The 21,506-nt window shown below is 52.2% G+C and carries 25 protein-coding genes; 17 read left to right on the forward strand and 8 right to left on the reverse strand.

Translation table 11 applies throughout. The annotated features are described in order from the left end of the window. Window positions 1–36: 36 nt before the first annotated feature. The 8 genes from SH668x_RS06065 to SH668x_RS06100 all read left to right on the forward strand — a co-directional run bounded on the left by SH668x_RS06065 (window position 37) and on the right by SH668x_RS06100 (window position 5,874). Window positions 37–249 carry a hypothetical protein gene (locus tag SH668x_RS06065; RefSeq protein ID WP_437187802.1) on the forward strand — a complete coding sequence of 71 codons (213 nt, stop codon included), beginning with the start codon at window positions 37–39 and terminating at the stop codon, window positions 247–249. 37 nt (window positions 250–286) lie between these two features. Further along, complete coding sequence (locus SH668x_RS06070; protein ID WP_437187803.1) at window positions 287–601, forward strand: hypothetical protein; 315 nt, start codon at window positions 287–289, stop codon at window positions 599–601. An 81-nt stretch (window positions 602–682) separates the two neighbouring features. After that, on the forward strand, window positions 683–1,156 hold the full coding sequence (locus tag SH668x_RS06075; RefSeq protein WP_437187804.1) for a hypothetical protein: 474 nt from the start codon (window positions 683–685) through the stop codon (window positions 1,154–1,156). Between the two features lie 19 nt (window positions 1,157–1,175). Further along, window positions 1,176–1,625, forward strand: a complete 450-nt coding sequence (locus tag SH668x_RS06080) for a hypothetical protein (RefSeq protein ID WP_437187805.1) — start codon at window positions 1,176–1,178, stop codon at window positions 1,623–1,625. A 90-nt stretch (window positions 1,626–1,715) separates the two neighbouring features. Then, window positions 1,716–3,089: a putative antirestriction adenine methyltransferase gene (locus tag SH668x_RS06085; RefSeq protein WP_437187806.1), complete on the forward strand. Its 1,374-nt coding sequence runs from the start codon at window positions 1,716–1,718 to the stop codon at window positions 3,087–3,089. Next, complete coding sequence (locus SH668x_RS06090) at window positions 3,041–3,865, forward strand: ParB/Srx family N-terminal domain-containing protein (RefSeq protein ID WP_437187807.1); 825 nt, start codon at window positions 3,041–3,043, stop codon at window positions 3,863–3,865. The genes SH668x_RS06085 and SH668x_RS06090 overlap by 49 nt, the downstream gene beginning before the upstream one ends. Window positions 3,866–3,881: 16 nt before the next feature. Continuing rightward, window positions 3,882–4,379, forward strand: coding sequence for a hypothetical protein (locus SH668x_RS06095; RefSeq protein WP_437187808.1), 498 nt, complete (start codon window positions 3,882–3,884; stop codon window positions 4,377–4,379). After that, the gene (locus SH668x_RS06100; protein WP_437187809.1) at window positions 4,330–5,874 is read left to right on the forward strand and encodes a terminase large subunit domain-containing protein; all 1,545 of its coding nucleotides are present in this window, start codon (window positions 4,330–4,332) and stop codon (window positions 5,872–5,874) included. The genes SH668x_RS06095 and SH668x_RS06100 overlap by 50 nt, the downstream gene beginning before the upstream one ends. Before the next feature lie 19 nt (window positions 5,875–5,893). Here SH668x_RS06100 and SH668x_RS06105 read toward each other — a convergent pair whose 3' ends face one another. The 8 genes from SH668x_RS06105 to SH668x_RS06140 all read right to left on the reverse strand — a co-directional run bounded on the left by SH668x_RS06105 (window position 5,894) and on the right by SH668x_RS06140 (window position 14,116). Then, window positions 5,894–6,340, reverse strand: a complete 447-nt coding sequence (locus tag SH668x_RS06105) for a hypothetical protein (protein ID WP_437187810.1) — start codon at window positions 6,338–6,340, stop codon at window positions 5,894–5,896. Between the two features lie 433 nt (window positions 6,341–6,773). Next, window positions 6,774–9,455, reverse strand: coding sequence for a hypothetical protein (locus SH668x_RS06110; RefSeq protein ID WP_437187811.1), 2,682 nt, complete (start codon window positions 9,453–9,455; stop codon window positions 6,774–6,776). Beyond that, a complete protein-coding gene (locus tag SH668x_RS06115) occupies window positions 9,421–10,179 on the reverse strand; it encodes a PP2C family serine/threonine-protein phosphatase (protein WP_437187812.1) in 759 nt (252 codons plus the stop codon). Before SH668x_RS06115 ends, SH668x_RS06110 begins: the two co-directional genes overlap by 35 nt. 7 nt (window positions 10,180–10,186) lie before the next feature. Beyond that, window positions 10,187–10,942 (reverse strand): vWA domain-containing protein, encoded by a 756-nt coding sequence (locus SH668x_RS06120; protein ID WP_437187813.1) that lies wholly within the window; start codon window positions 10,940–10,942, stop codon window positions 10,187–10,189. An 858-nt stretch (window positions 10,943–11,800) separates the two neighbouring features. Beyond that, window positions 11,801–12,220: an efflux RND transporter permease subunit gene (locus SH668x_RS06125; protein WP_437187814.1), complete on the reverse strand. Its 420-nt coding sequence runs from the start codon at window positions 12,218–12,220 to the stop codon at window positions 11,801–11,803. A gap of 9 nt (window positions 12,221–12,229) precedes the next feature. Next, window positions 12,230–12,898 carry an efflux RND transporter periplasmic adaptor subunit gene (locus SH668x_RS06130; protein WP_437187815.1) on the reverse strand — a complete coding sequence of 223 codons (669 nt, stop codon included), beginning with the start codon at window positions 12,896–12,898 and terminating at the stop codon, window positions 12,230–12,232. Next, complete coding sequence (locus tag SH668x_RS06135) at window positions 12,885–13,673, reverse strand: hypothetical protein (RefSeq protein ID WP_437187816.1); 789 nt, start codon at window positions 13,671–13,673, stop codon at window positions 12,885–12,887. Before SH668x_RS06135 ends, SH668x_RS06130 begins: the two co-directional genes overlap by 14 nt. Continuing rightward, complete coding sequence (locus tag SH668x_RS06140; RefSeq protein ID WP_437187817.1) at window positions 13,670–14,116, reverse strand: TolC family protein; 447 nt, start codon at window positions 14,114–14,116, stop codon at window positions 13,670–13,672. Before SH668x_RS06140 ends, SH668x_RS06135 begins: the two co-directional genes overlap by 4 nt. Before the next feature lie 270 nt (window positions 14,117–14,386). On the opposite strand from SH668x_RS06140, the gene SH668x_RS06145 reads away from it, so the two are divergent. The 9 genes from SH668x_RS06145 (at window position 14,387) to SH668x_RS06185 (ending at window position 21,446) form a co-directional block, all read left to right on the forward strand. After that, window positions 14,387–14,809, forward strand: a complete 423-nt coding sequence (locus SH668x_RS06145; protein ID WP_437187818.1) for a hypothetical protein — start codon at window positions 14,387–14,389, stop codon at window positions 14,807–14,809. Between the two features lie 82 nt (window positions 14,810–14,891). Continuing rightward, window positions 14,892–15,353, forward strand: coding sequence for a hypothetical protein (locus SH668x_RS06150; protein WP_437187819.1), 462 nt, complete (start codon window positions 14,892–14,894; stop codon window positions 15,351–15,353). A 263-nt stretch (window positions 15,354–15,616) separates the two neighbouring features. Further along, complete coding sequence (locus SH668x_RS06155; RefSeq protein ID WP_437187820.1) at window positions 15,617–16,588, forward strand: hypothetical protein; 972 nt, start codon at window positions 15,617–15,619, stop codon at window positions 16,586–16,588. 52 nt (window positions 16,589–16,640) lie between these two features. Beyond that, the gene (locus SH668x_RS06160) at window positions 16,641–17,057 is read left to right on the forward strand and encodes a hypothetical protein (protein ID WP_437187821.1); all 417 of its coding nucleotides are present in this window, start codon (window positions 16,641–16,643) and stop codon (window positions 17,055–17,057) included. A gap of 410 nt (window positions 17,058–17,467) precedes the next feature. Next, window positions 17,468–17,755, forward strand: a complete 288-nt coding sequence (locus SH668x_RS06165) for a hypothetical protein (protein ID WP_437187822.1) — start codon at window positions 17,468–17,470, stop codon at window positions 17,753–17,755. A gap of 25 nt (window positions 17,756–17,780) precedes the next feature. Continuing rightward, entirely contained in the window at window positions 17,781–19,187 is a 1,407-nt protein-coding gene (locus SH668x_RS06170) for a DUF4942 domain-containing protein (RefSeq protein ID WP_437187823.1), read from the forward strand. After that, window positions 19,184–20,710: a DNA-methyltransferase gene (locus SH668x_RS06175; protein WP_437187824.1), complete on the forward strand. Its 1,527-nt coding sequence runs from the start codon at window positions 19,184–19,186 to the stop codon at window positions 20,708–20,710. The genes SH668x_RS06170 and SH668x_RS06175 overlap by 4 nt, the downstream gene beginning before the upstream one ends. Before the next feature lie 65 nt (window positions 20,711–20,775). Beyond that, window positions 20,776–21,135: a hypothetical protein gene (locus tag SH668x_RS06180; protein ID WP_437187825.1), complete on the forward strand. Its 360-nt coding sequence runs from the start codon at window positions 20,776–20,778 to the stop codon at window positions 21,133–21,135. Between the two features lie 83 nt (window positions 21,136–21,218). Next, window positions 21,219–21,446 (forward strand): hypothetical protein, encoded by a 228-nt coding sequence (locus SH668x_RS06185; RefSeq protein WP_437187826.1) that lies wholly within the window; start codon window positions 21,219–21,221, stop codon window positions 21,444–21,446. The last annotated feature ends 60 nt before the right edge of the window (window positions 21,447–21,506 follow it).

A 21,506-nucleotide genomic window follows, 5' to 3' on the forward strand; every position in this document is an offset into this window, starting at 1 on the left:
CCACGATAATCAAAACGCAACTACAGGAAGGACATCATGGCAAACCTGCACCCCAGTGCTGTCGGCGAGATCAAACTCACTACAACCTACGCCTTGCTGCTCACGTTCCGCCGCATGCAGTACCCACGGATCGTCAGAAAGATCAAACGATCGGAAAACGCAGTAGCGATCCTCACAGAGTACGCCGCAAAGGCAAACATTGAGTTGATCCCAAATGAAAGTCAAGACGCCCATGGAGTGGGGGAGTAGAGGAAAGGGACAGGGAACGGAGGGAAAGGAACAGCACATGCCAGTCAAACCCACACGCGATGAGTTCGAGGCTCGCGTTCAAAAGACCGTCAGTATGATCCTGGCACAATGGAAGAAACACGAGATCAAAAAGACACTCATGGGGCTCTACAACGTTAAAGCTCGCACTTGTGAAGTGTATCTCTCTCGCGCGCGTGCTCAGATTCGTGCGACAAGTCAAGGAAGCACTCTGATCGAGAAGCTCGACCATTACGTTGCCCTGAAGGCGATCATGATGGACGAGAAGTCGAGCGTGAGAGAGAGAATTCTGGCTGCCAAGGAACTGCGGCGAACTTTACAGCCCATGATGTAAGAGGAAATCTCCATAAACATTTTGAGCCGTGCACGTTGCATGCACGTATGAAAGTTAGGATTTCGTGTTTGTGGAGTCGTCATGAATCGGGAGTATTTACGGTTTTGGAAGCTGGCGTGCAAAGTGCGCGGTTATGAGTATGTCGATCTGCGAAATGCCTACGATGGCCTTCGGGAAATTGAGAAGGAATTTGCGGATGAAGATCAGTCCATTCGAATCAACGCTTATGGTTTGATCTTTCCCCAGTGGGCTCACATCCGGTTTGCCTGGTGGAAGACGCTGACTCACGATCTCCAGAAGGTTGTGGGAGACTCCGATATGACGGTCATTCGCGGGTTTGATGATATCAGTCGAATATTGGCAACGAATCACCCCACACTGAGAGCAGATGATCCGTTAGCAACGGCGCAGAAGGTTTTTGAATACCTCATGTCACCGAGAGTTGTGAGAGAAGATGTCGAAGTGGTGATGTCAAAAGCCTGGAAACTGGCATTTGGCGAAACGGCACCCTCCGAAGAAGAAGTGTTCCCTGACCTCCAGGAAGTCCCTTTTTAAGAAGAACGCTGAAATGTTAATGACCAGTAATTTCGCGAGAGTGAAGAAGATTCCACCAGGGTTTACGGCAGTTGGAATTGCAGTCAACCCGCCATGGTATTTTCGTGGACCATCCGAGAAGAGACTGGCGCCACGCAAAGAGATGCTTGGAATGACCCGCGAAGAATATATCCGGGAGTTCAACCAGATCCTGAAGACTTTGGACCCTCAAGAAGTGTTCGACAGCTTGCCGGAGCAAGGCGTGCTGCTCTGCTGGGAGTCACCCAAAATCTTTTGCCATCGTCGCAGAGTGGCGGAGTGGTTTGAGGAAAATCTGGGAATTGTTGTCTGTGAAATGGACTTCCCTGACCGGGATGCTTTTCCTCGCTATGTCGACATGAAGGAGAAGCCAGCGAAGAAAGTCGATGTCCCCGAGAGCACACCATCGAAGGACCAGGTGAACAAAACACAATGGCTCTTTCGTGAGTAAGAGAGGAAGTTAGACTCGCAATCTGCTCGACAACGAGTAGTATTGAACTCAGCAGCCGCAAGCTGATTGCGGTAGATGGGGGAAGAGTCCATGTTTCAGGGCGTAGTTCATGCCAATGCTCGCAAGATTATCGCGAGCTACATTCCGAGATTGCCAAACAAGGTCCAGGTGATCTGTTCCGGAAACTTTTCGGTTGAGACGACACTGCGATTGAATGGCTACGAAGGGGCGATCAGCGGTTGCGATGTGAGTCTGTACACGTCAGCACTCGGTTCTGCCCTGTGCGGGAAGGAACTGGAGATTTCTCTCTCCGGGAAGTTTCCAGAGCTGGAAGCACTGCAGCCGTTCATGAAAACTCGCGAAGGACGCGCGGCGGCAATTGCGATCGTCCTGGACATGATGCAGTTCGAAAAACGCAATAATCGTTTTCAGATGCGAATGTGGGATGCGTACGTTTCCCGGCTGAAAGATCTCTGTGAGAAGACGATTCTTCGCATTCAGAAGAAGCAAAATCAGGTCCAGCTCAATGCGTTCTACGCTGAAGATGGGTGGGACCGAGTTGATGGCGTCTCGAAGGATTCGGCAATCCTCTCATTTCCGCCAACGTACTCGAATGGATACGAAAAGCTCTACAAGACGCTGCAGGAAGCGTTCGTGTGGTCCCCGCCAAAATACAAGGAGTTGACGAGTGGGACTCAGTTTGCATCGAAGCTTCGCGATTGGGGCGGGAAGTGGCTGTTGGCCGCAGAGAATCCTCCCCCTGAGATGGAGGAGGTTGCAGGTCCACCAATTTCGTTCTCACCGCGGGGTACGGGTGTGAACATCTATTTGTATTCGAATATCGACGGGATTGAGACACGGGTTCTTCGAAGAAAGCAGAAGAGCCATGTCTGCCGTTTGCCGCGACTCCAGGAAACAGACGACGTCACCTCCGATTCACAACTCGAGCTGATTCCGATGGCCTACCCGGAGGCTCAGTACATTCGTGAGATCTATGTTTCAACAGCGGTAGCGCAGTCGCCCGCCCAGTTTTGCTATGGACTATTGCTGGATAAAAAGCTGTTTGCGCTCATGATGTTTCAGCAGACCAGCCAGAGCGGGTTCTTGATTGATGGAGAAGTTCGGAAGTCCGATCTCATTTACATGATGTGCGATCTGACGCTGCCTTCGAACGTTGACAAAATCAGCAAGCTGACCGTGATGTGTGCTCTGTCTCAGGAGGTCCGCGAGTCGCTGCAGAAGCGGTTGACGTCAGACATCTCTTACCTTGCGACCACTGCATTTTCGGCAAACCCGGTGTCGATGAAATATCGCGGGGTGATGCAACTCTACAGTCGAAAGCAGGAGGGAAACCGATTCGCCTTGAATTACACAGCGAAATATGAAGGTCAAACTTTAGAGGAGATCAAGCAGAAATGGCTGAAGAAATACCGCAAGACATCGGCGTCCGACTCTCGGAAATAAGCGAGCAGATCTACGGCGGCAAAGCCTGCTTTCGGCTGGTGAATCCTCGTCGATTACGGCTTCTCACGAAGAACGCCCGGTTCATGAAAAAGGAAACGTTTTCGCAGCTCACGAAGAACGTCACCAAAGATGAGATGTTGTCTTCCATTCCCCTGGTCCATCCAGTCAAAGATGGGCTTGATTACAGAAATTGCCCGGAAGAAGAACTGGAAGTGATTAGTGGGAATCACAGGGTCAAAGCGGCCAAGGAGGCTGGTTTCGAATCGATCGTGGTACTCTCAATTCCACATCAACGAAACGAAGCGAAGGTCGCAAAGCAGCTGAGTCACAACGCGATCTCGGGAACGGACGATGATCAGTTGCTGCGGGAATTGTACGAAGAGTTGAGTTCGATTGAGGCGCAGTTGTACTCAGGTCTGGATTCTGAAGATGTGCAGCAGCTCAAGGATATTGAATTCAGCGGGTTTGGAGCAGAGCCGGTCAGAACAGAGAAGATCGTGCTTTGGTTTCTCCCGGAAGAAGTTGCAGAACTCGACAAGATCCTGCTCGAAGCCTCTGAAATCGCCAGTGCTGACAAGGTCTATCTGGTTGCGGAGAGCAATTACAAAGAGATCTTCAATGCCATCACAAAAACCAAAACAATCAAGAACATCGCGAACACTGCGGTCGCGTTCATGGTGTTGGCATCAGAGTTAAGCGAGCTGATGTTGACCAGGGCGAAAAGTCAATCCGCCACAGCCAACGTCGGGGCAGAGACAATAGAGGCGACAGAGTGAGTGGTCTGGAGAACAGATGGCGGCGATCTCAAGAGAAGTGATGAAACAGTGCACCCAGGAAGCACACGATCTCATTGTTTTGGCAAAACCAAAACGCACGATTCTCGAGTTTCTCGTTCGGAAACGTTCGATCACACACGACCAGGCCGAAAGAGCCTACAAAGCAGCGAAAGACTTGGTCATCGAGGATCTGAATCGGCCTCGGATTGAGCATCTCGCCGAGCAGTTCGCGTTCTTCAAGGGAGTGATGGCGTCTTCGGAGGCGAATACTCGCGACCGCCTGATTGCGGCGAAAGAGATCGATTCAATCATGGTTTTGAACGGTCGTTCTGGTCAGGTTCTCAATCAGATCAATGTCGTGGCATCGGCCAGCGCTGGAGTGGCCAATATCGATACCAGTGGAGCGCCAGAGGATGTCCCAATCGGAGAATTGGATTCTGACGCAAGAAGAAATCAAATTCGTCTTGTCGCTGAACGAGTCCGAGCTCGAAACCTTTCTTCTCGATCTGAATAATGCGGATGCCGTCGAATCTGTCGTTTTGCAGATTCAGTCGTGGCAAACTCCCCAGGAGATCGTTGAGCAAGCCAAGATCAGTCCATCCATCTATCGCAGGCATGTGCTGATTCAGGCTGGCCCCAAAGTTGTGATCTACGATGAAGCTCTTGACCCATGGCAACGGGCAGATCTGGAGGCTATGGATGGTGCCTGGGAGTACATGGCGCGCGTGACATCAGTGCGACCGAAAGAAAGACGTGCCTACCTCGAGCGAGGACGCGGCCATTCCAAGACGACAGACATTGCAGCAGGGGTCGTCTGGGCCATTCTCTCTTCCAAGTCATTGCTCTGGGGATATGCGGCGGCGTCATCTGAGAAGCAAGCTGGATTGATCATGAAAGCGATCCAGATGATCTGTAAGCTCAATCCATGGATCAATGACCGAATCTTCGTCTACGAAAATCACATCAAAAATCCACTCACAGGAAGTACCTGCGAGGTCGTGGCTGCCAATCCGAAAACGACATTCGGGGAAACACCAAACTTCATCATCTGTGATGAGCTGACGCACTGGGGGAGCGAAGAGGTCTGGTCGACGCTGTATTCGGGGATCGTCAAAGTCCCCGATTCACTCATGATCGTGATCAGTAATGCCGGTTACGGAAAAGGAAGAAGCTGGCACTGGATTTTGAGGGAGAAGCTTCGGGTTGACCCCGCCTGGTACTTTCGGTCATTGGATGGAATCCAGGCATCCTGGCTCACAAAGGAAGACTTGGAAGAGCAGTTGCGTATTCTGGGGACGCTCGAATACCGCCGTCTTTTTCTGAATAAATGGCTCACGGATTCCACAGATGGAATCCCGTATCACCAGATCGAAGCATGTACGGTGCTGGCCGGGCCCGCATCGGGAAGAGAGCACGGCTGGGACTACGTGATTGCCGGTCTGGATATTGGAATTACCCGTGACCGCGCCTCACTGGTATTTCTGGGAGTGAGTTTGGCCCGTTACAAGATCGGCCTGATGGGTCATTTTACGTTTGATCCGCGAGAGTATCCCAATGGTGAAGTCGCGATTTCGGACATCGAGAATACGTTCTGGAGGGAGTTCAATCGATTCGGGGGCGTGGACGCGCTGTATGCGGACTCATACCAGGCGATCTCCACGATGCAGAGAATGACCGCTGAGGGAGTTCGTTGCTTTGCTGTGCAGTTTAGCGGCAAGCAGGCGATTCTCATGGCGAAGCGGTTCGTTGACGGGTTCCGCCTGGGGATTTACGAACTGTACTACGACGAAGTCCTGGAAAGCGACATCCTGGAGATCGAAGTGGGATTCAAGGAACTCACCAGAACCTACAGCTTGAGTGCCGAGAGAACGGAGCGAGGGCACGCCGATTCAGCGATCGCTCTTGGCATTGGAACGATGGGCGCCATGGACTGGCTTGACGAACTGGTCAGCTCAAATGGACCGCAGGCTCATGGGAATGAACCGGCAGAACAGACTGTCGAAACCTGATCAGGATCTTTGATCTCTCTCATGGCTGGTTGCGTTGCTTTGATAAGGAATTCGATTTCCATGTCAGGACGAGCGACGCCTGTCGGACCGCAGCATTCGATTGCCATGTCACAGGAGCGGGTGTCTGCGCTTCCCGAAATGCCTGTTGCCTCTGTCGGGACAGGGCCTCACGGTTCTGCTGCAAGTCGTTGAGAGACATCTCAAGAAAACGGGACGCCTTTGGAGTAAACCGCTGATCGCTCAACAGCGTGTATTCGAAAAAGCCCCTGACCGATATTCTGGGGTGTCCAGTTTCCAGCCGGTCGCGAACAGCATGACGATGACCAGTAGCCACCGCCCCTGTTGCCCGAACGATGTCCATTGCAGATGAGGTGCGAGGAACAACGCCATTCGTGTACCGCGTTTCATCAAATGGATTGGCCTGCGCACTTTTCTGGCGCCTTTTTCCGTCACAACTGCCGAACAATATTGAACTTCTCACAGTTCACAACAATTGGACAGAAGGCTGGTCCTCGCACGCGACAGTGGGGCGCTATGGAACTTTGGCCACCTACCAGAAAGCGGACAAGACCGTTTTCATACATGATGAACAATGGCATCCGACGAAAGAAAGGAGCATTCGAGGAGATTATCAAGGTGATCGACCGTCATTTGAAGCAGCTGGCTTTGGAAGCTGCCCGCAAGAGGGAAAAGAAAAAGCAGCGTCGAAAAGATCATAAAAAAGCGCGAACTCGGAAGAAGCAAAACCCTCGCTTTGACACGAACTAATTCGCAGCGATATGGCGGGGATGCCGTCAGACGTTCTTCCGCATGATTTGGCGGCCAATTCAACGCCTCTGAGGCTCCGACACACGTAATGATGCGACCACGGATTCACATTACACCTTGATCTATATTACTCACATCACATTCATCGCTCGGACATACGTTTCGGCGACGGCTAGTTCCTGCACGGCCGCTGCGATGGCCTTGATCCGCTGCGCCTCGCTGGCGAGGTGCGACGCAGCTATGCCTTCGAGGTCGTTGATCGCGGACTGAAGTGCCTCCCCTAGCGGCAGGAGTACGGGCGCGTACCGGGAGGCGACTCGTCGTCTTTCCGATTCCGGCAATCCCTGCTGGGACCGGAATGACGACGCAAGCCTGTCGCGCCAATCGAAGAGACGCCGACTAAGTACCGGCCCAATCCCTGGCACTTTCTGATAGTTAAGCATAGAGACGTCTTTGGCTGTCTCAATGCCAAAGGATTCCAGGCAGAGGATGCGATCGCCGGTAATTCCCTTAAGCTTCGCCCCACGGATCATCGACTTGTCGAGGTGCTCGTCCAACTGAGTCTTCTTCGAGTCCATCTCGGCTTGACGCAAATCCCGCTCGTAATCCTGCAACGCACCGTTGTGAGATTTTTGTACGTCGTCGACCTTCGCTTTCCGCTGCTGTATTTTCGAAACAGCTGCATTGCGCTGGGCCGCCAACTCGCGTTCCATTTGCTTAATCTCTGCCTCGATAGTCAATACGCGATCATACCATCGCTTCTGCTCGACGATCCAAGGGGCGTTTGCAGCTTCCCACTCAACGGTGCGACGTCGATTCGCCGCGTCGATTTCATCGCATTTTTGGCGGTACTCAGCTTGGCGAGAGGCCGTTAATGCTTCCCAAGCTGACGTGAGTCGTTGATTCGCCACTTCAATCTTATGACGAGCACCATCGTAGGCAATTCGGCGTGCTGCATTTTCTGCTTCCCAATCCGCAAGGGCTTTGCGATTCGCCTGCTCGACTTCATGAATTCGCCACTGATGGTCGGTCATGATTGCCGCTTTCCGCGCTTCCCAAGGAGCAATCGTGCGGCGGTTTTCATCATCGATCTTTTTACACGCCGCAACGTGCTCGGCTGCCTTAGCTGCATTTGCAGATTCCCATAACTTCAAAATCTCTCGGTTGGCCAACTCAATGGGCTGCACGCGGACTTTATATTCTTGATCTATCACGTCGCATTCCGCCTGATGCTCCTTTTTCAGGGATTCCTGGGCCATCCGGTCCCGCATCCCTTCAGTAAGCTTCATGATCAGCCACACGGCCCCACACCCAAACATCACTATCATGCTTACTGGCGGAGCGACGAGGTACATTGGTATCCCCGCTAAGGTTACGATGGCGCAAAGCCTTTCTAGAAACAGATCTGGTGGAGCTGGCAAGGGGAGTGGTGGGTAGTCCGGCGGCAGCGGTATGTCATGCAATTTAGGATGGGGCAATGCAACTGGCGCTGACGGGTGGGGGCTAAGCTTGGGAGGTAAGGGGATAGCCGGCACGGCTGGCAATGGGCGGAGCACAGGCCGACCCAAGAACACAGGGCGAGGCGGCAAGAACTCCAACACTGGATCTGGTATAGGCCGAGGCGGGGCAGGATGTGGCAGCAACGACGGTTTTTGGATTGCGCGTAAAGCGACAGGCAGTGTGACTTCGATGGGCAAGATTGGCCGGGGCCGCAAATATGTCGTGAAGACCATCTGCATGCCGTTGAGCTTTTGGAACAGATTCCGAATGTCTTCGATCCGCAGTGCCGCGCTAACCGCCCCCTGACTGGGAATAAAGAACATCAATCTGGCGGTCGCAATGAGCTGGCACCATGGGCAATTCCCCCCCATCGGATATGAGTGTCTGGGGTCATTCTTGCAGCGCTGAAGGCCCTTCATTGAGGAGTCGAGTACACTACGCCACTCAGTCGCTGTGGGACGCTGGTGAGAATTGAACGCCCGCTCGAACAGGTCTCGCGTGGGGGCATCCAGCATCACTAAAGGCGGGACGTGCGGAGGTGGCTTTAATTTAGTCGGGTTCCTCGTATAGGCATAGAGCCCATCTTGGATTGCCTTCTCGATAGGGATGTCGATGTTGACTTGGGGCACGCCTGCGAATGGATGACGCCCCATCATCAGCAAGTGGAAGACCATGACTGCCAATCCGAACAGATCGTGATTCGCATCACGGTCCACATCAATGAACTTCCTGCCGTGGAGTTCAGGTGGTGTGTACTCGGGGACGCCTACGCCGCAGCGGAAGATGCGATTCCCTTCTTTTACCTGGAACGAGTCACAGTCGACCAGAGCTATAATGCCCTTCTTCGACACCATCACATTCTTTTGGTTGACGTCCCCCACAATGTGGCCGTGGCGGTGAATGCTTTCGAAGGCAATCGCGCAATTCCGGGCGGTATGCAGGAGGAAGCCCCAGTCGACATCCGGAAAGTCCTTCTTGCGCTGGGCCACGCTGTAGAGGTGGTGGATTTCCATGTGGTCGGCAATTCGGGGCATTAGGATGCCTTCGACCACTCCGGGATTGCTGTTGCTGAGTGTCGCTGTCGGCCAAGCCGCAATTTTGAGCAGATCAGGGTTACACAGCTTCGCCATCGCGCGGAGTTTTTCGCAGCGTTCCTTACTCTGCGGTTTGCTGTAGAGCTTAGCGACTAGATCCGGACGGCCCACGACATCAAACACCGCTCCCTCGCCGCCTGTAGCGAAGGGCTTGGCTGGCAGTCGGACTTCATTCCCCGAATGGTCACGCAATTGCGTCGGATAGGTTTTGCGAGACATCGGCGGTGATTCGTGTCGCTAAAAAGAGTGTCTTGTCGTCGTCGGTCCGTTCGTTCACGCGATTCGAGTCCATGAAATCCAGGAGCGAGACTTGTAAGGCCGCCTCATCAGGGCCGTTTCTCACCGTCTTAAACAACGGTGCAAAGAAGCGATCGTGGACTTTTGCCCCAGCTATGTCGAGGGCGAGCATTTGCAGACCATCCGTCAGGACGGCTAACTCGGAGATTTTTCGTTCAGTGATCTCGATTCTCAGGTGCTGTCGGTAATCGTCTTCGCTCAAGAAACGTGTTGTGTTGGCATACTCCCCGTTATCTGGCCAGAAGGCGAGGTCGTAGCCATCTGGCCCATCGAACACGATCACGCCGTCACCTACCTGAACAAATACCACCCAGCCATCACCAACCAGTGCTGCAAGGAAGGTGCAAGCAAGTTGACGGGGAGTCGATTCAATAGCAGTTGCCTGTTCGATCAGACGCTCTCGGGCAGCCTCAACCCATGTTTTGACCTGCTCGGACGTCGGAACCGTTTCACCGGAGGCCACTTCTAAGAATCGGTCAACCGTAGCCTTTGAACCCAGCTGTGAAAATTCGGCGCTACCAGCTCCGTCAGCGCACGCAACGACCAATGTTGTACCAGTGATAGCACCTGCGCAGTAATCCTGGCAGGGCTGCCCTGATTGGACATGAGACGTGCCCTGCACGCTACCGTAGACAAGCTTCCACATGGCGTTGTCACACCTCCGTCCAGCCCGGTGGGGGCAGGGCTACAGTATCGCCTGGGGAAGACTGGGAGACCGCCTGCATCGACTGTGACAACCACAGGAACATCTCGCGGAAGTTAACGCCTTTGAGCTTCGCAGGTGGGCGCGTCGATATCTGGGCTAGGACGTCCATATTTGCACCTTCGACCGCTACCGTGAAAAAGGCGAACGACTTTGACGCCTCGCCTTGTTTCACCTGCGCGGCTGCGGACTTCCAGGGGTCGCCGTGGTCAGGTCCGCCATCGGTGATCAGGAAAATCCACGGGCGATAATAAGAGACACCAGCCGAGCGGTAAGTCGCCTTACGTCTGGCAATCATATCCAGGCCAGCAAAAATCGCTTGGCCCATCGGCGTGCTACCTGAAGTCTGGAGGCGAGGTGGCTGGAAGTTCTCGGCGGTCACGAAATCCTGGACGGTGGTGACAGTGCCACCAAAGGTCACAATTGCAATCTCGGCGCGCCGACTTGCCAACGAATCGGCCGCAAGTGTTTCCTTAAGAGTGACCAAACCTTCATTTAACAGGTCGATGCGAGTCGTCCCACCCGAGACGACATTGTACAACCGCCCGTCCTGCATGCCGGTTTCACCCGTCTCTTGGCTGTAGCAATCGACGACCTCCGCCATCGATCCGGATGTATCGAGGAGCAATACACAAGGGACACGGGGATCGGGGTTCTCAGCAAACTCACTCGCCTCGAATCCTGCATATTCAAGCTGATCGGACATCGTACTTCCTGTTTCACTTCATCTGTTTGTCATGTCGTGAGATCGCTTTGATCTGCATGTTCCGATTCATCGTCTTTGCCATTGTCCCCGAGAGACATCAGCAGGGGGGCATTTCAGAACCGTAAGCTCAAGGGCATGCCATGCCCAAGCGGCGGACGAAAGCGTTAGTCCCAGAAAGATTGCAATGGGCAGACAACAGCCCATCATCCGCCCAAGTTTCCGCTGTCTACCTGAGCGAGTCAGGGGGATACCGAGTTGGCGAGACAAACGGCTCTTCGCAGCGCTTAAACCCGTCGCCCTCTTCCAAGAGAACGAGAATCCATGTTTTCGTCGTCGGCCCATCGACGTGCCCTTTGTAAACTTCGGCGTAGCGAACTGTTTGAAAAGATTATGAAACAACCTCTGGGCATATGTCAACGAACAGATCATGGAGGCGATTTCCTCCGCAATCACAAAGCAGAAGGCCAATGTTGCGTATATCTGATTCCGATGAGCCTTCGGATCGTGCAGCGCGGTGCACGATCCAGTCGTAAAGCGTGGTCGGAGTTCCAGCCAGATCTGAAGCGATGATTAGCAACACATTCCGCTCCTATCACAAATCGCCCCAGGTGCCCCCAGCCGTAGCCTACCAATCCCTGCTTCCACCAGCCCCTGCCGCTCAATCCGATGTCTGGTCAATCGTGAGTTGCACAGGAGACGTGGGCGCTGTGGTTATTGCCATCGGCCACAAAATCGCCAACTCCAAGACAGACGCTGACGAACAGGACCTTTTTCAATCACGCCGGTGGGAGTTACGAGTACATAGTCGAGTGAGACTGCTGTGGGATGAAAACTTCCGGTGCACCGGGTGAACTTTATTCAATGGATGAAACGATGAAGCGGTTGGGCTGGGGGCGTCATCTGCGGTCGGACTCCCGGTGGCATCGGCAATGCCGCAAGCCACTCCATCACGACCTGCCGGGCCGCTCGAACATCTGTCTTCCAGCTGAATTCGACATAGATGACATTCATTCCCTGACTCGACTGGCTGCGAACAGCTTCGACTCCAGAGGCGCCCAAAATTGCGGTTTCGATCGGAAATGTCACCAGCGTCTCAACTTCTTCAGATGAGAGTCCCGGGCATTCCGTGAGGATCACGACGCGGGGCCTGTCGAGGTCGGGAAAAACAACTATTGGTAGCGTTGTGGAGAGATACCCTCCATACGTCAGTACCACGACGCACCCTGCCAGGATCAATGCACGATTGGTGAGTGAAAATCGAATAAGCGCGTTGAGCATGTTCCGCCTCTACTTTCCTTCATCTTCGTTCTTGTGGAGGCTGCCATCCGCATGAACATGGAATCCCTTGAGCATGGCATCAGATTGAGACTGGGACATGCGATTCAGCTGCGCGGCTCCGTTCAGTACTACAAACATTCCTGGCAGCAGTGCTCCATCATTCGCGATGACAGCGTGCTGTCGATCCTGGTGAACCACATGCACCGGAACTCTTTCAAATGTGTTCACGTTTTGGGTGAACACGAAAGCTTCAGCGCCATCGTCAGTAAGGGCTTCTCCAGGAAGCACAAACACGTTGTCGAGTTTTTGGACTCGAATCCGCAAACGGAGCTTTTGCCCCGGTCGAAATCGCCACAGCATTTGAACGCGGCCTTCGTCTTCCACAGCTCGTGACTGGTTTTCCAGAGGTAACAGAAACGCAAATGTTCGATTGACTGGGTCAATTGTGTTGGACATGTGCCGGATCCGAAAGGATTGTTCCAGCGGTGGCCAAGCTGCCGAGGTGTCTTCCTGAAGGTCGACCTCCACCGGCCAGCGTTCTCTGACGCTGCACTCAAGCAGAGGTGTCTCATCACGAAAGGCCCGACCTTCAATTGCTAACAGCTGGTGATTGGCAAGGAGGCACAATGTCTGACCCGCTTGAACCAGCTGCCCGAGTTCAACCTTAAGTTCCTGCATCTCGAAAGACGGGGGGCGGAAGGTCTTCTGTACCGCTCACTTTCTGGTTGCCGACCTGAACATGCGGTAACGGCATGACGTTAGCGGAAGATAAGATGGTCGGGGTGACAATCTCGATTTCACTTACAAATTGCCCGGTAGCGGCAGCGTCAATTTGCTCTCGAAGTAGTCCACGATTCAGTAGCTCTTGCCGATAGGCTTTGACTGCTGTCTGCAAGCGAACGATCTGGTTCTCGACTTCGATAATGCGCGCTTCCGGAATCGCTCCACCAGCTCCCGACAAACGCTCACGCTGAGCAATGGCAAGTCGGATATCCTGATTCGCTTTGAACAAATCGGATTGCGTCATATGCAACGATTCACTTAATAGTCGAATAGAAAACAGCGGTTCTCCGGATCGAACAGTATCGCCTGGGAAGGCACTGATTCGCGTCACAACACCTGTGACCGGCGAGACAACTCCTCGATCGCTACGACCTGGCCGATCGACCACCATTCCCGGCACTTGAGTAGTCCGCCAGAACGTTTCAGGCTTCACTGCACGCGCCTTCAACTTGAGATTCTCAATAGCCTGATCCGTGAGGAGGAGAGTACTGTTCGCTGAAGATTCGCTGTTCTCTGTAGGTTCTTCATCCTCATGCCGTACCAATTCCTGATGTTGCAGTGTGGGAAGCCACCGATCTCGTGTGAAATACCCGATACCTATGACCACCAATGGAACGGCTACAGTGAAAATGATCTTGAAGACTGACGTCGGGTTGCTGTTGGTATTCATGTATCCTCCCTTTCCGACAGAGGAATCGACGAAGTGAACGGCCAGTCGTCTTCCAGCATCAGACCTGCAATTTCGCTGGCCGATTGCCACATTTCAACCAGCGATCGAATGAGCTCAAGATTGGCTTCTGCAACAGCCCTCTGGGCCTCCAAAACTCGGAGAAACTCAAAATGTCCTCCCTGATAAGCCGCCTGAGACAGCTGATAAGTACGTTGAGCACGCGGGAGAATTGCAGTCCTGTAGCGATCGACACGCTCGTTTGCAGCAGCGTAAGAAGCGAAACTTGCAGCGAGTTGTTCTACAAGGTCGTTCTGAACCCGCAGTACATGACTTTTTGATTCGTGGATCAGAGCCTTTGCTGCTGCAATGTTCCCCTGATTCCTGTTCCACAGAGGAATTGGCACGATGAGCCCAATATCCCAGTCGTTCGAGCGATTCTGCACTGCCCGTGGTCCCCGATGATCTCGAGAGCCGGGTTTTGCTGCTGATTACTCCCCGCAGTCAGACTAGGGTCGTTGAAATCAACGTCTCCGGACGTCCTGGTTTAAGTGAATGATGGATGCATTGATTCAAAAGACATCGATATTCCAAGAAAATAATCAGAAGCAATCCTAAAACCGTGATCCATGCAAGGCGTTGATTCGTTCTCTCAGTATCTAAAAGAAAAATAATTTCCGTGGCAACTCAGGGCCGATCTGAGGTGGAACAAGACGATGACTTCTCTCGCCGTTCTAGGCATTGCTTCAGTCGATGCCATCAAGGCTCTTCTGTCAGATAGCTCGATCGAGAAACTCGAAGAATGCTACTCGATCAGCGACGGTCCCAGATGCGAGCATGTCATCGCTCTGGGGTTCTGCGCAGGGCAATCATCAATCATTGCCACGATCGCCGTGAAGCCGATGAGATCTTCGGGCGTCAAGATGATGTCAATCGGTGAGGAGGCGATCGGACTCATCGTCCCTGTTGTGTCGGAGGTCGAGATCGCTTCCGTTCTCACCGTGGACGCAGTGCTGGATGGCGATCAGGAAGTCACGATCGACTCTGATTCCGGAGAGGACTTGTCAGCTTTTAACAGTGCGTTTGAGCCCATTGTTTCGGCTCATGCAGAACGAATCATCCAAGCTCTCTTTTCGTAAAACGGGGCTCGTTGCCTCGTCTGGGTGGTCGGGTTTGCCCGGCCCGGCCACCCGCTCTTTTCTCTTATCGAAAGCCGCAACGATGCCTTCAGTAGTCATTGATTCACCCATTGATGTGATGAAACGTGTCGTGTCGATGTTCGAGTCTGCGAAAACGTCCTGTGTCATTGATCTTTACCCACATGGGCGTGTGGCAGGGGACTGGATTTTAGATGCGTTGATCGATGGTGCTGAATTTCATCTCAACATTTCTGTCGATCCAGACTGGGGAATGGTTGTCGTGGACAGATCCATCAACGGCAGATGCTATCGCCAGAGTCTCCGTGCAGTCGTTGCCGCACACATCCTGGTTGATTGCGTTGGCGTGGAATCTTCCAGCGGAGAAGCGGATGGCTACTCGATCAATTTGAAGTTTTCCCCAGACTTGCGAGATCTTCGTGAACGGCTCAGCGATCTGCTGATCAAAGGAGACACGCCGCTCTTGACGCACGAACAGATTGACGGCTTCGCGCTGGATCCCCGCTGGATGAGACATGCTCGCTAAAGAGAAAGTTTTATCTTGAAAACGACGAGTGCTTTTTTGCTACGACGTGATGGACACGAGTACCTGTTCATCTTCGACGTGACGCATCTCAATGAAGTGGAGTCGGTGGCATTGAAATACGCTCAGGACCCTGAGCTGAATTTCAATTTCCAGGATTTTGGTGAAGTGGTGTTTTGGCTCCGATTAGTGAGGGAGTCGCTCAGAGAAAATCAGCAGGGCTGATCGAAACCCCGGGACAGCAACAAACGTCAGGAGTATTCAAAATGAAGACAAAGACAATCAAGAGTGTGTTGCGGAGAAAGCATGATGCATGGTTGGCGTCTATTAAAGACGAACACGTGCGCAAGTTGGCAGCAGAAGGAAGCATCATCACAGGAGGTTCAATCGCCTCAATGCTGCTCAAAGAGTCAGTGAATGACTTTGACATCTATTTCCGGAACCGGGAAACAGTGATCGCAATCGCGAAATATTACGTCGAGGAGTTCAAGAAGTCCCCACCGACGAAGTACAAGAATTCTGATCGCCAGGTTGAGATCTTCGTCGCAGACGGTTACGGCGCTCCAATTGAAGTAACTGCAGATCCCGCAGATCCTGCAGATCAGCGGGCAATGCGAGTGAAAGTGATTGTGAAGTCAGCAGGAATAGCGGGCTGCGAGGGATCAGAGAAGTACGAATACTTCGAATCCCTTCAGGACGAATCGTCGTCCGCTGCCGAGGATTTCATCGGTGAGGCGACTGCACCAAAAAAGAACAGCGACTCGACACCAGATTTTCACCCGGCATATTTGACAAGCAATGCGATTTCGCTGTCCGGAGACGTTCAGTTGATCCTTCGGTTCTATGGCGAACCGGATGTCATCCATGCCAACTATGATTTCGTGCACTGCACAAATTTCTGGACGTCGTGGGACGGCAAACTCACGCTCCGAATGGAAGCCTTGGAATCCTTGCTCGCAAAAGAACTGAGATACATCGGTTCCAAATATCCACTGTGTTCGATCATCAGAACGCGGAAATTCATCCAAAGACAATGGACCATCAACGCCGGGCAATACTTGAAAATGGCGATGCAGCTGGGGGATTTGAATCTCAACGATGTCGCCGTTCTCGAAGATCAGTTAACCGGAGTCGATTCTGCCTACTTCCATCAGGTGATTTCTGCGATCAAGCAGAAAGATGAACAAACGGTGGACCGAGCATACCTCATTGAACTGATCGATACTATTTTCGGTTAATCATCTGGTTGAGCCTTCGTTTTTCCGTCATTTAAAGCTTAGAAAACAAATTATGATCTCGCCGAACAGATCGTTCATTTTTGAGTTTCGCCACCGAGAATACGGCCAGGGTCTGATATCCAAAGAGTATGCAATTCTCAAGGATGGCGTGGTCTGTGCCGGTCTCACTGGAGAAAAGGCTTTGTTTGTGATTGCCGGAATTCTCAATGGAGACCAGGTGAGAAGTCAGTACGAACACATCAATGAAAGGGTTGTTTGGAGATGGACAGTCAGCGACTTGGGAGTGCATCTGAACATCACCAATGATCAGGGAGAGTTCACAGGTTCGTTAGAGCCATACGAATTTCTCTGGGCAATCGCGACGATGATCATCTCAGGGAGGTCACATTACACTTTTCGTCCTGATGCGCGGCTTGTCTGTGAATTTCCCGCGACTGAAATTCATGGGCTGCTGACGGTCATTCGCTGACCCGCGGATCAGACAACAACAAAAGGGTCAAGGCATTCAGCCTGAAGGCAGTTCGGAGCCGATCCGAACAGGTGTATGGATAACAAGAATGTTCGTGGAACTACGTGCTTTGAATGAACTGATCTGGTTGTTGATCAGCCTCATTACATCCGGAATTGTGGGATCCGCGCTGGCCGGTTTGATTTGTTGCACTGTCTGGGATTGCTGGAAAGAGAACAGACATTGAGTGAGTCGCATCTTGAATCGCGATCCGAACGTTGAAGACGAAGTGCCGCAGCGACAACGGTCTAGTAGGTCGAAAAACTCACATATCACTGATCCGATTCACGATCTTTGCCGTTATCTGATTGAGGATCAGGTATTTTACCTGAGTGGTAGTCCGGGACCGATTCGGACAGGCGACAATGACAATGGCTCAGACGGTACGCATTCTCAGCGAACACGGTTACATCGACATCAATGATGATGGGGCGATTACTGATTCGAGTGGCATGGCGATCGAATTTTTCTGCTCAGGACCGATCCAAAAGTTCGACGTTGAGGAATACGTCAGGACGTTCGGTCAACTCCACGCATTCATTGATGTTTTGAACATCGGCTATTGGTACGGGAGTGATGGGTACGAGGCACCCGTGAAAGAGTTCCGTGAGTCGATTCAAACGCTTCATCTGAATCTTGCTCACGGAATCGTCAACTAGAACCAGCTCACCGGACCGAACTCGAATGAACGAACTCAAAGTTTACAACCGCGTCACAGACATGGCCGACGTCTATGCGAGAAATTCCCGGCGAATAATTGAGCTGATCAGTGAGCTCGAGAATCTGACTACCGAAATGAATCAAGTATTCGATGGTGCGAGGTTTGGCGCCAAGGTGGAAGTTTGTGGCTGTGATGACAAAGACGACATTCCAAGAGAATTGAAAAGGGCTGCGTGGGCTGCGTTGGTTCCCAAGATGGGAATCGAGCAGTACATGTCCATCAAGAAACGCGAAGAGATGAAGTATGCACTGTGCCAGGATCGTGCACGAAGTGCGATCGATGACCCAATTGACAAGTTACCTGAAATTACTCCCGAAGGCATCTGGCAAGTTGTCGAGGGGTTCTCATCCTCCACTGAAGAGATGCTGGTTGAAACGCTGAACGAGCTTTATAACTGGCTCAAGCCGCACAGTAACGATACTTACAAGACGAACGAGCAAAATCGGTGGAAGCTCGGCAGGAAGGTCATTCTCGAATTCGGTGTGGAAGAACGCTGGAATCGAGCCGGGCCATTCCGCGTCAGTTATTCCAGAGATAGCTACATTCACTCGCTGGACAATGCATTCCATCTTCTTGATGGGAAAGGGCTTCCGCAGTCACACCGCGGCCCATTGCATACCGCCATCTTGGAAACAAGAGTTGCTGGTCATATGCAGGAAACGGAGTATTTCCGGTTCCGATGCTATGACAACCGGAATCTCCACCTCGAATTCAAGAGATTAGATCTGGTTCAGGAAATCAATCTGAGATGCGGAAACCACAACGAATTGCCAGGTCAAGAGAAGGGTGGATCTTTCAGGAAGCCTGGTGAGCTTCCATCCAGAGAAATTGGAAAGTTCGATGGACTCGACCCGAACTTTTTCGAAACTCCTGAAAAGTTGGCGATCAGAATCTGTGATGAAGCAGGCCCTCTTCTTGGAAAGAGCGTTTTGGAACCGTCGGCTGGAAGCGGTCGGATTGCGTTTGAAGCGAAACGATGCGGAGCGTACGTCCAGTGCATGGAGCTTCAACGAAAGTTCCAGGAACTGTTTGCCCTCGAGGGAATCGAAATTGCGATTGGAGACTTCCTTAAAACGAAGCCGGAACCGATCTACGACGCCGTCTTAATGAATCCGCCGTTCAGTCATCAGCGCGATATCGCCCATATCCGGCACGCCTATGGGTTCGTGCGTGATAGAGGGACTCTGGTCTCGATCGCGTCCAGTGGCGTCTTGTTCAGGAAAGATAAGAACAGTCTGGACTTCCGGATTTGGCTCGATTCCGTGGGTGGAACAATCGAGAAACTCCCCAGTTCCAGTTTCAAGGAGAGCGGCACCGAGGTTGAGACAGTCCTGATCCAGATCCGGAAGGGATCGGAGGTCTGCGAATGATTGAGCCAATCATCCATGTCGGTGACTGTCGTCGACACATGGCAGAAGAGATCTCGAAGGGATCCGTACACACGATTTGTGCGAGTCCCCCCTATTGGGGTGGAATCAGGGACTATCAGATACCAAAGTTGATATGGGGCGGCAACAAAGCATGTCAACACTGCTTCACAGTTGACGATCCCGTTCACTCGATTGGTCGACGTGCGAACCCAGATGTTCAGGGCAAGCATAAATACATTTGGCCACTCACGATTCCACCGTCTGGATCGACGTGCGAATTGTGTGAAGCTTGGGTTGGTGACTACGGTTGCGAACCGACTCTCCAGGCGTACATCGCTCATACATTGGAGATCTTTGAAGGTTTCAAACGGATCTTACGCGACGATGGCGTGATTTGGTGGAATGTTGGCGACACGTATTCCACGGGACAGGGAAAGGCAAAGTCCGCTGGGGGAGGCAAATCACTCATTCCGCACCGTGTTGCCATTGCTCTGCAGGATGTGGGGTGGATCGTTCGGCAAGACAACGTCTGGTCCAAGAAAAGTCCCATGCCTGAAAGCGTTCATGGATGGAGATGGGTGCGATGCCGAAAGAAAGTCGGGCGATTACCTGCGAGCGGCGGATTGACTTCCTGGGACATGGGAGAGCATTCGCATGGAAGTCCGGGAGCCTATCGTGGCGATCAGAAGACAGTACCAAGATGGGAACCGTGTACTGGATGCAGTAAGTGCGTCGCCAATGGTGGTTATGTCCTTCGCAAAGGGGCATGGCGGTCAACTGGGGCTCACGAATACATTTTTCAGATCACCAAATCTGAGAAGTATTTCTGCGATGGGGATGCTGTCACAGAACAGGTATCCGGGAATGCACATTCTCGCGGCAACGGAACCAACCCTAAATGTTTGGGTGGGACTCTTGGAAATGAGCGTCAGAATGAAAGCTTCAGCTCTGCCGTAAATCAACTCACTGAAACCCGCAATCCCCGATCGGTCTGGAGTCTTTCCAGCGAGTGTTACAAAGGGGCTCACTTCGCGACATATCCGACTGAGATCCCTTACCGCTGCATTCGCTCATCAACGTCTCAAGCAGGTGTCTGCGTGACATGCGGCAGTCAATATGCCCCCGAGGTGCAATCAGAACGAGTTCCAACTCGCCCTGGTCGTGACACCAAGGTCGATGGAACGAGTGAGCTGCAATCCGGTAATCGAGATCCGGAACGACACATCAACCGAAACGTCATTCTCGGATATCGCCCCACATGTTGCTGTGCAGAGCAACGGGCAGTTCCAGCAACAGTCTACGACCCCTTTTGCGGGAGCGGTACGACGTTGCAAGTGGCTCACTGGTTGGGGCGCAACGGAATAGGTTCCGAGATTGGAGAGCAGTATTTGCCACTAATCAGAGAGCGAATCTCAAAGCGTCCAAGATGTCTGGCCGAAAAGAAACCGAAGAAAACTCGGAACCACAAGCACGGAAAAGAACAAAAGCATCTGTTTGACTCTGTTGACTCATCCGGAAATTGAGAATGCAACAATTAATTTGTCATCTTACAGGTGACTAGACGTTGAGAAATCATTGAATTGCAACGGTGAAGACAAGCTCATCGTTTGTCGCAGCCCTCCATGCTGTCGTTTACACAATTCCATTCTCGCTGCTTCAGCCCAGTCTGGCGGCAGTTTTGATCATATTTGGGACACATGCAGTGATCGACCGGTTCCAGATCGCCAAAATTTGGACAGAGTTCTGGGGTGTGGGAGAGTCGGGTACTCTCTTTCTGTTGGCTCGGTGGTATAACCTGAAGTCAACGGATACAAACGTTCCATCCTTCGAACAGTTTGTTCAGGACAATCAAAGTTTCGCTCCTGATTATCTCCGAATATGGCTACGGATCATTGTGGACAACACGTTCCATCTGACCATCAATTTTCTGTGCCTCATCTCTCTGTAGGATTAATTCGCGTGAAGCGGCAAAGAAATTCGAGCTGCCCATGTGGGTCTGGAAAGAAGACCAAATCGTGCTGTCGAACCGTTGTGAAGACTCTCTCCGATCTGGCAGGTGTTTTAGGCGATCGAGGAGTCTCGGAGGCACGGCTCTATGCCATGTTGACAGTTGGCAAATGTGAAAACCTGTCCGGAGATGACCTACTGAACGTCTTCAAACATGAACAGGAATTCGAGTCTATGACCGTCCAGGAGAAGATCGACGCACTGGACCGAGCATTGGATGGATCAATCCCAACTGAGTCAGACTGTGAATAAAAATCACTGGTCAGATTCCAAAACTACTCAAAAATTTTGAACCGTCTGAAGTGAATTTGC

Origin of the sequence: Planctomicrobium mucosum (genome assembly GCF_051466335.1) — a bacterium.
Classification (GTDB): domain Bacteria; phylum Planctomycetota; class Planctomycetia; order Planctomycetales; family Planctomycetaceae; genus Planctomicrobium.

Coding starts and splice junctions, on each gene's coding strand:
- SH668x_RS06150 (WP_437187819.1), top strand. CDS start 14,892: ATGCCTTCAGTAGTCATTGATTCACCCATTGATGTGATGAAACGTGTC.
- SH668x_RS06080 (WP_437187805.1), top strand. CDS start 1,176: ATGACCAGTAATTTCGCGAGAGTGAAGAAGATTCCACCAGGGTTTACG.
- SH668x_RS06165 (WP_437187822.1), top strand. CDS start 17,468: ATGGCTCAGACGGTACGCATTCTCAGCGAACACGGTTACATCGACATC.
- SH668x_RS06130 (WP_437187815.1), bottom strand. CDS start 12,898: ATGCAGGAACTTAAGGTTGAACTCGGGCAGCTGGTTCAAGCGGGTCAG.
- SH668x_RS06145 (WP_437187818.1), top strand. CDS start 14,387: ATGACTTCTCTCGCCGTTCTAGGCATTGCTTCAGTCGATGCCATCAAG.
- SH668x_RS06170 (WP_437187823.1), top strand. CDS start 17,781: ATGAACGAACTCAAAGTTTACAACCGCGTCACAGACATGGCCGACGTC.
- SH668x_RS06160 (WP_437187821.1), top strand. CDS start 16,641: ATGATCTCGCCGAACAGATCGTTCATTTTTGAGTTTCGCCACCGAGAA.
- SH668x_RS06110 (WP_437187811.1), bottom strand. CDS start 9,455: ATGTCTCGCAAAACCTATCCGACGCAATTGCGTGACCATTCGGGGAAT.
- SH668x_RS06120 (WP_437187813.1), bottom strand. CDS start 10,942: ATGTCCGATCAGCTTGAATATGCAGGATTCGAGGCGAGTGAGTTTGCT.
- SH668x_RS06095 (WP_437187808.1), top strand. CDS start 3,882: ATGGCGGCGATCTCAAGAGAAGTGATGAAACAGTGCACCCAGGAAGCA.
- SH668x_RS06065 (WP_437187802.1), top strand. CDS start 37: ATGGCAAACCTGCACCCCAGTGCTGTCGGCGAGATCAAACTCACTACA.
- SH668x_RS06175 (WP_437187824.1), top strand. CDS start 19,184: ATGATTGAGCCAATCATCCATGTCGGTGACTGTCGTCGACACATGGCA.
- SH668x_RS06115 (WP_437187812.1), bottom strand. CDS start 10,179: ATGTGGAAGCTTGTCTACGGTAGCGTGCAGGGCACGTCTCATGTCCAA.
- SH668x_RS06135 (WP_437187816.1), bottom strand. CDS start 13,673: ATGAATACCAACAGCAACCCGACGTCAGTCTTCAAGATCATTTTCACT.
- SH668x_RS06155 (WP_437187820.1), top strand. CDS start 15,617: ATGAAGACAAAGACAATCAAGAGTGTGTTGCGGAGAAAGCATGATGCA.
- SH668x_RS06070 (WP_437187803.1), top strand. CDS start 287: ATGCCAGTCAAACCCACACGCGATGAGTTCGAGGCTCGCGTTCAAAAG.
- SH668x_RS06085 (WP_437187806.1), top strand. CDS start 1,716: ATGTTTCAGGGCGTAGTTCATGCCAATGCTCGCAAGATTATCGCGAGC.
- SH668x_RS06125 (WP_437187814.1), bottom strand. CDS start 12,220: ATGCTCAACGCGCTTATTCGATTTTCACTCACCAATCGTGCATTGATC.
- SH668x_RS06075 (WP_437187804.1), top strand. CDS start 683: ATGAATCGGGAGTATTTACGGTTTTGGAAGCTGGCGTGCAAAGTGCGC.
- SH668x_RS06090 (WP_437187807.1), top strand. CDS start 3,041: ATGGCTGAAGAAATACCGCAAGACATCGGCGTCCGACTCTCGGAAATA.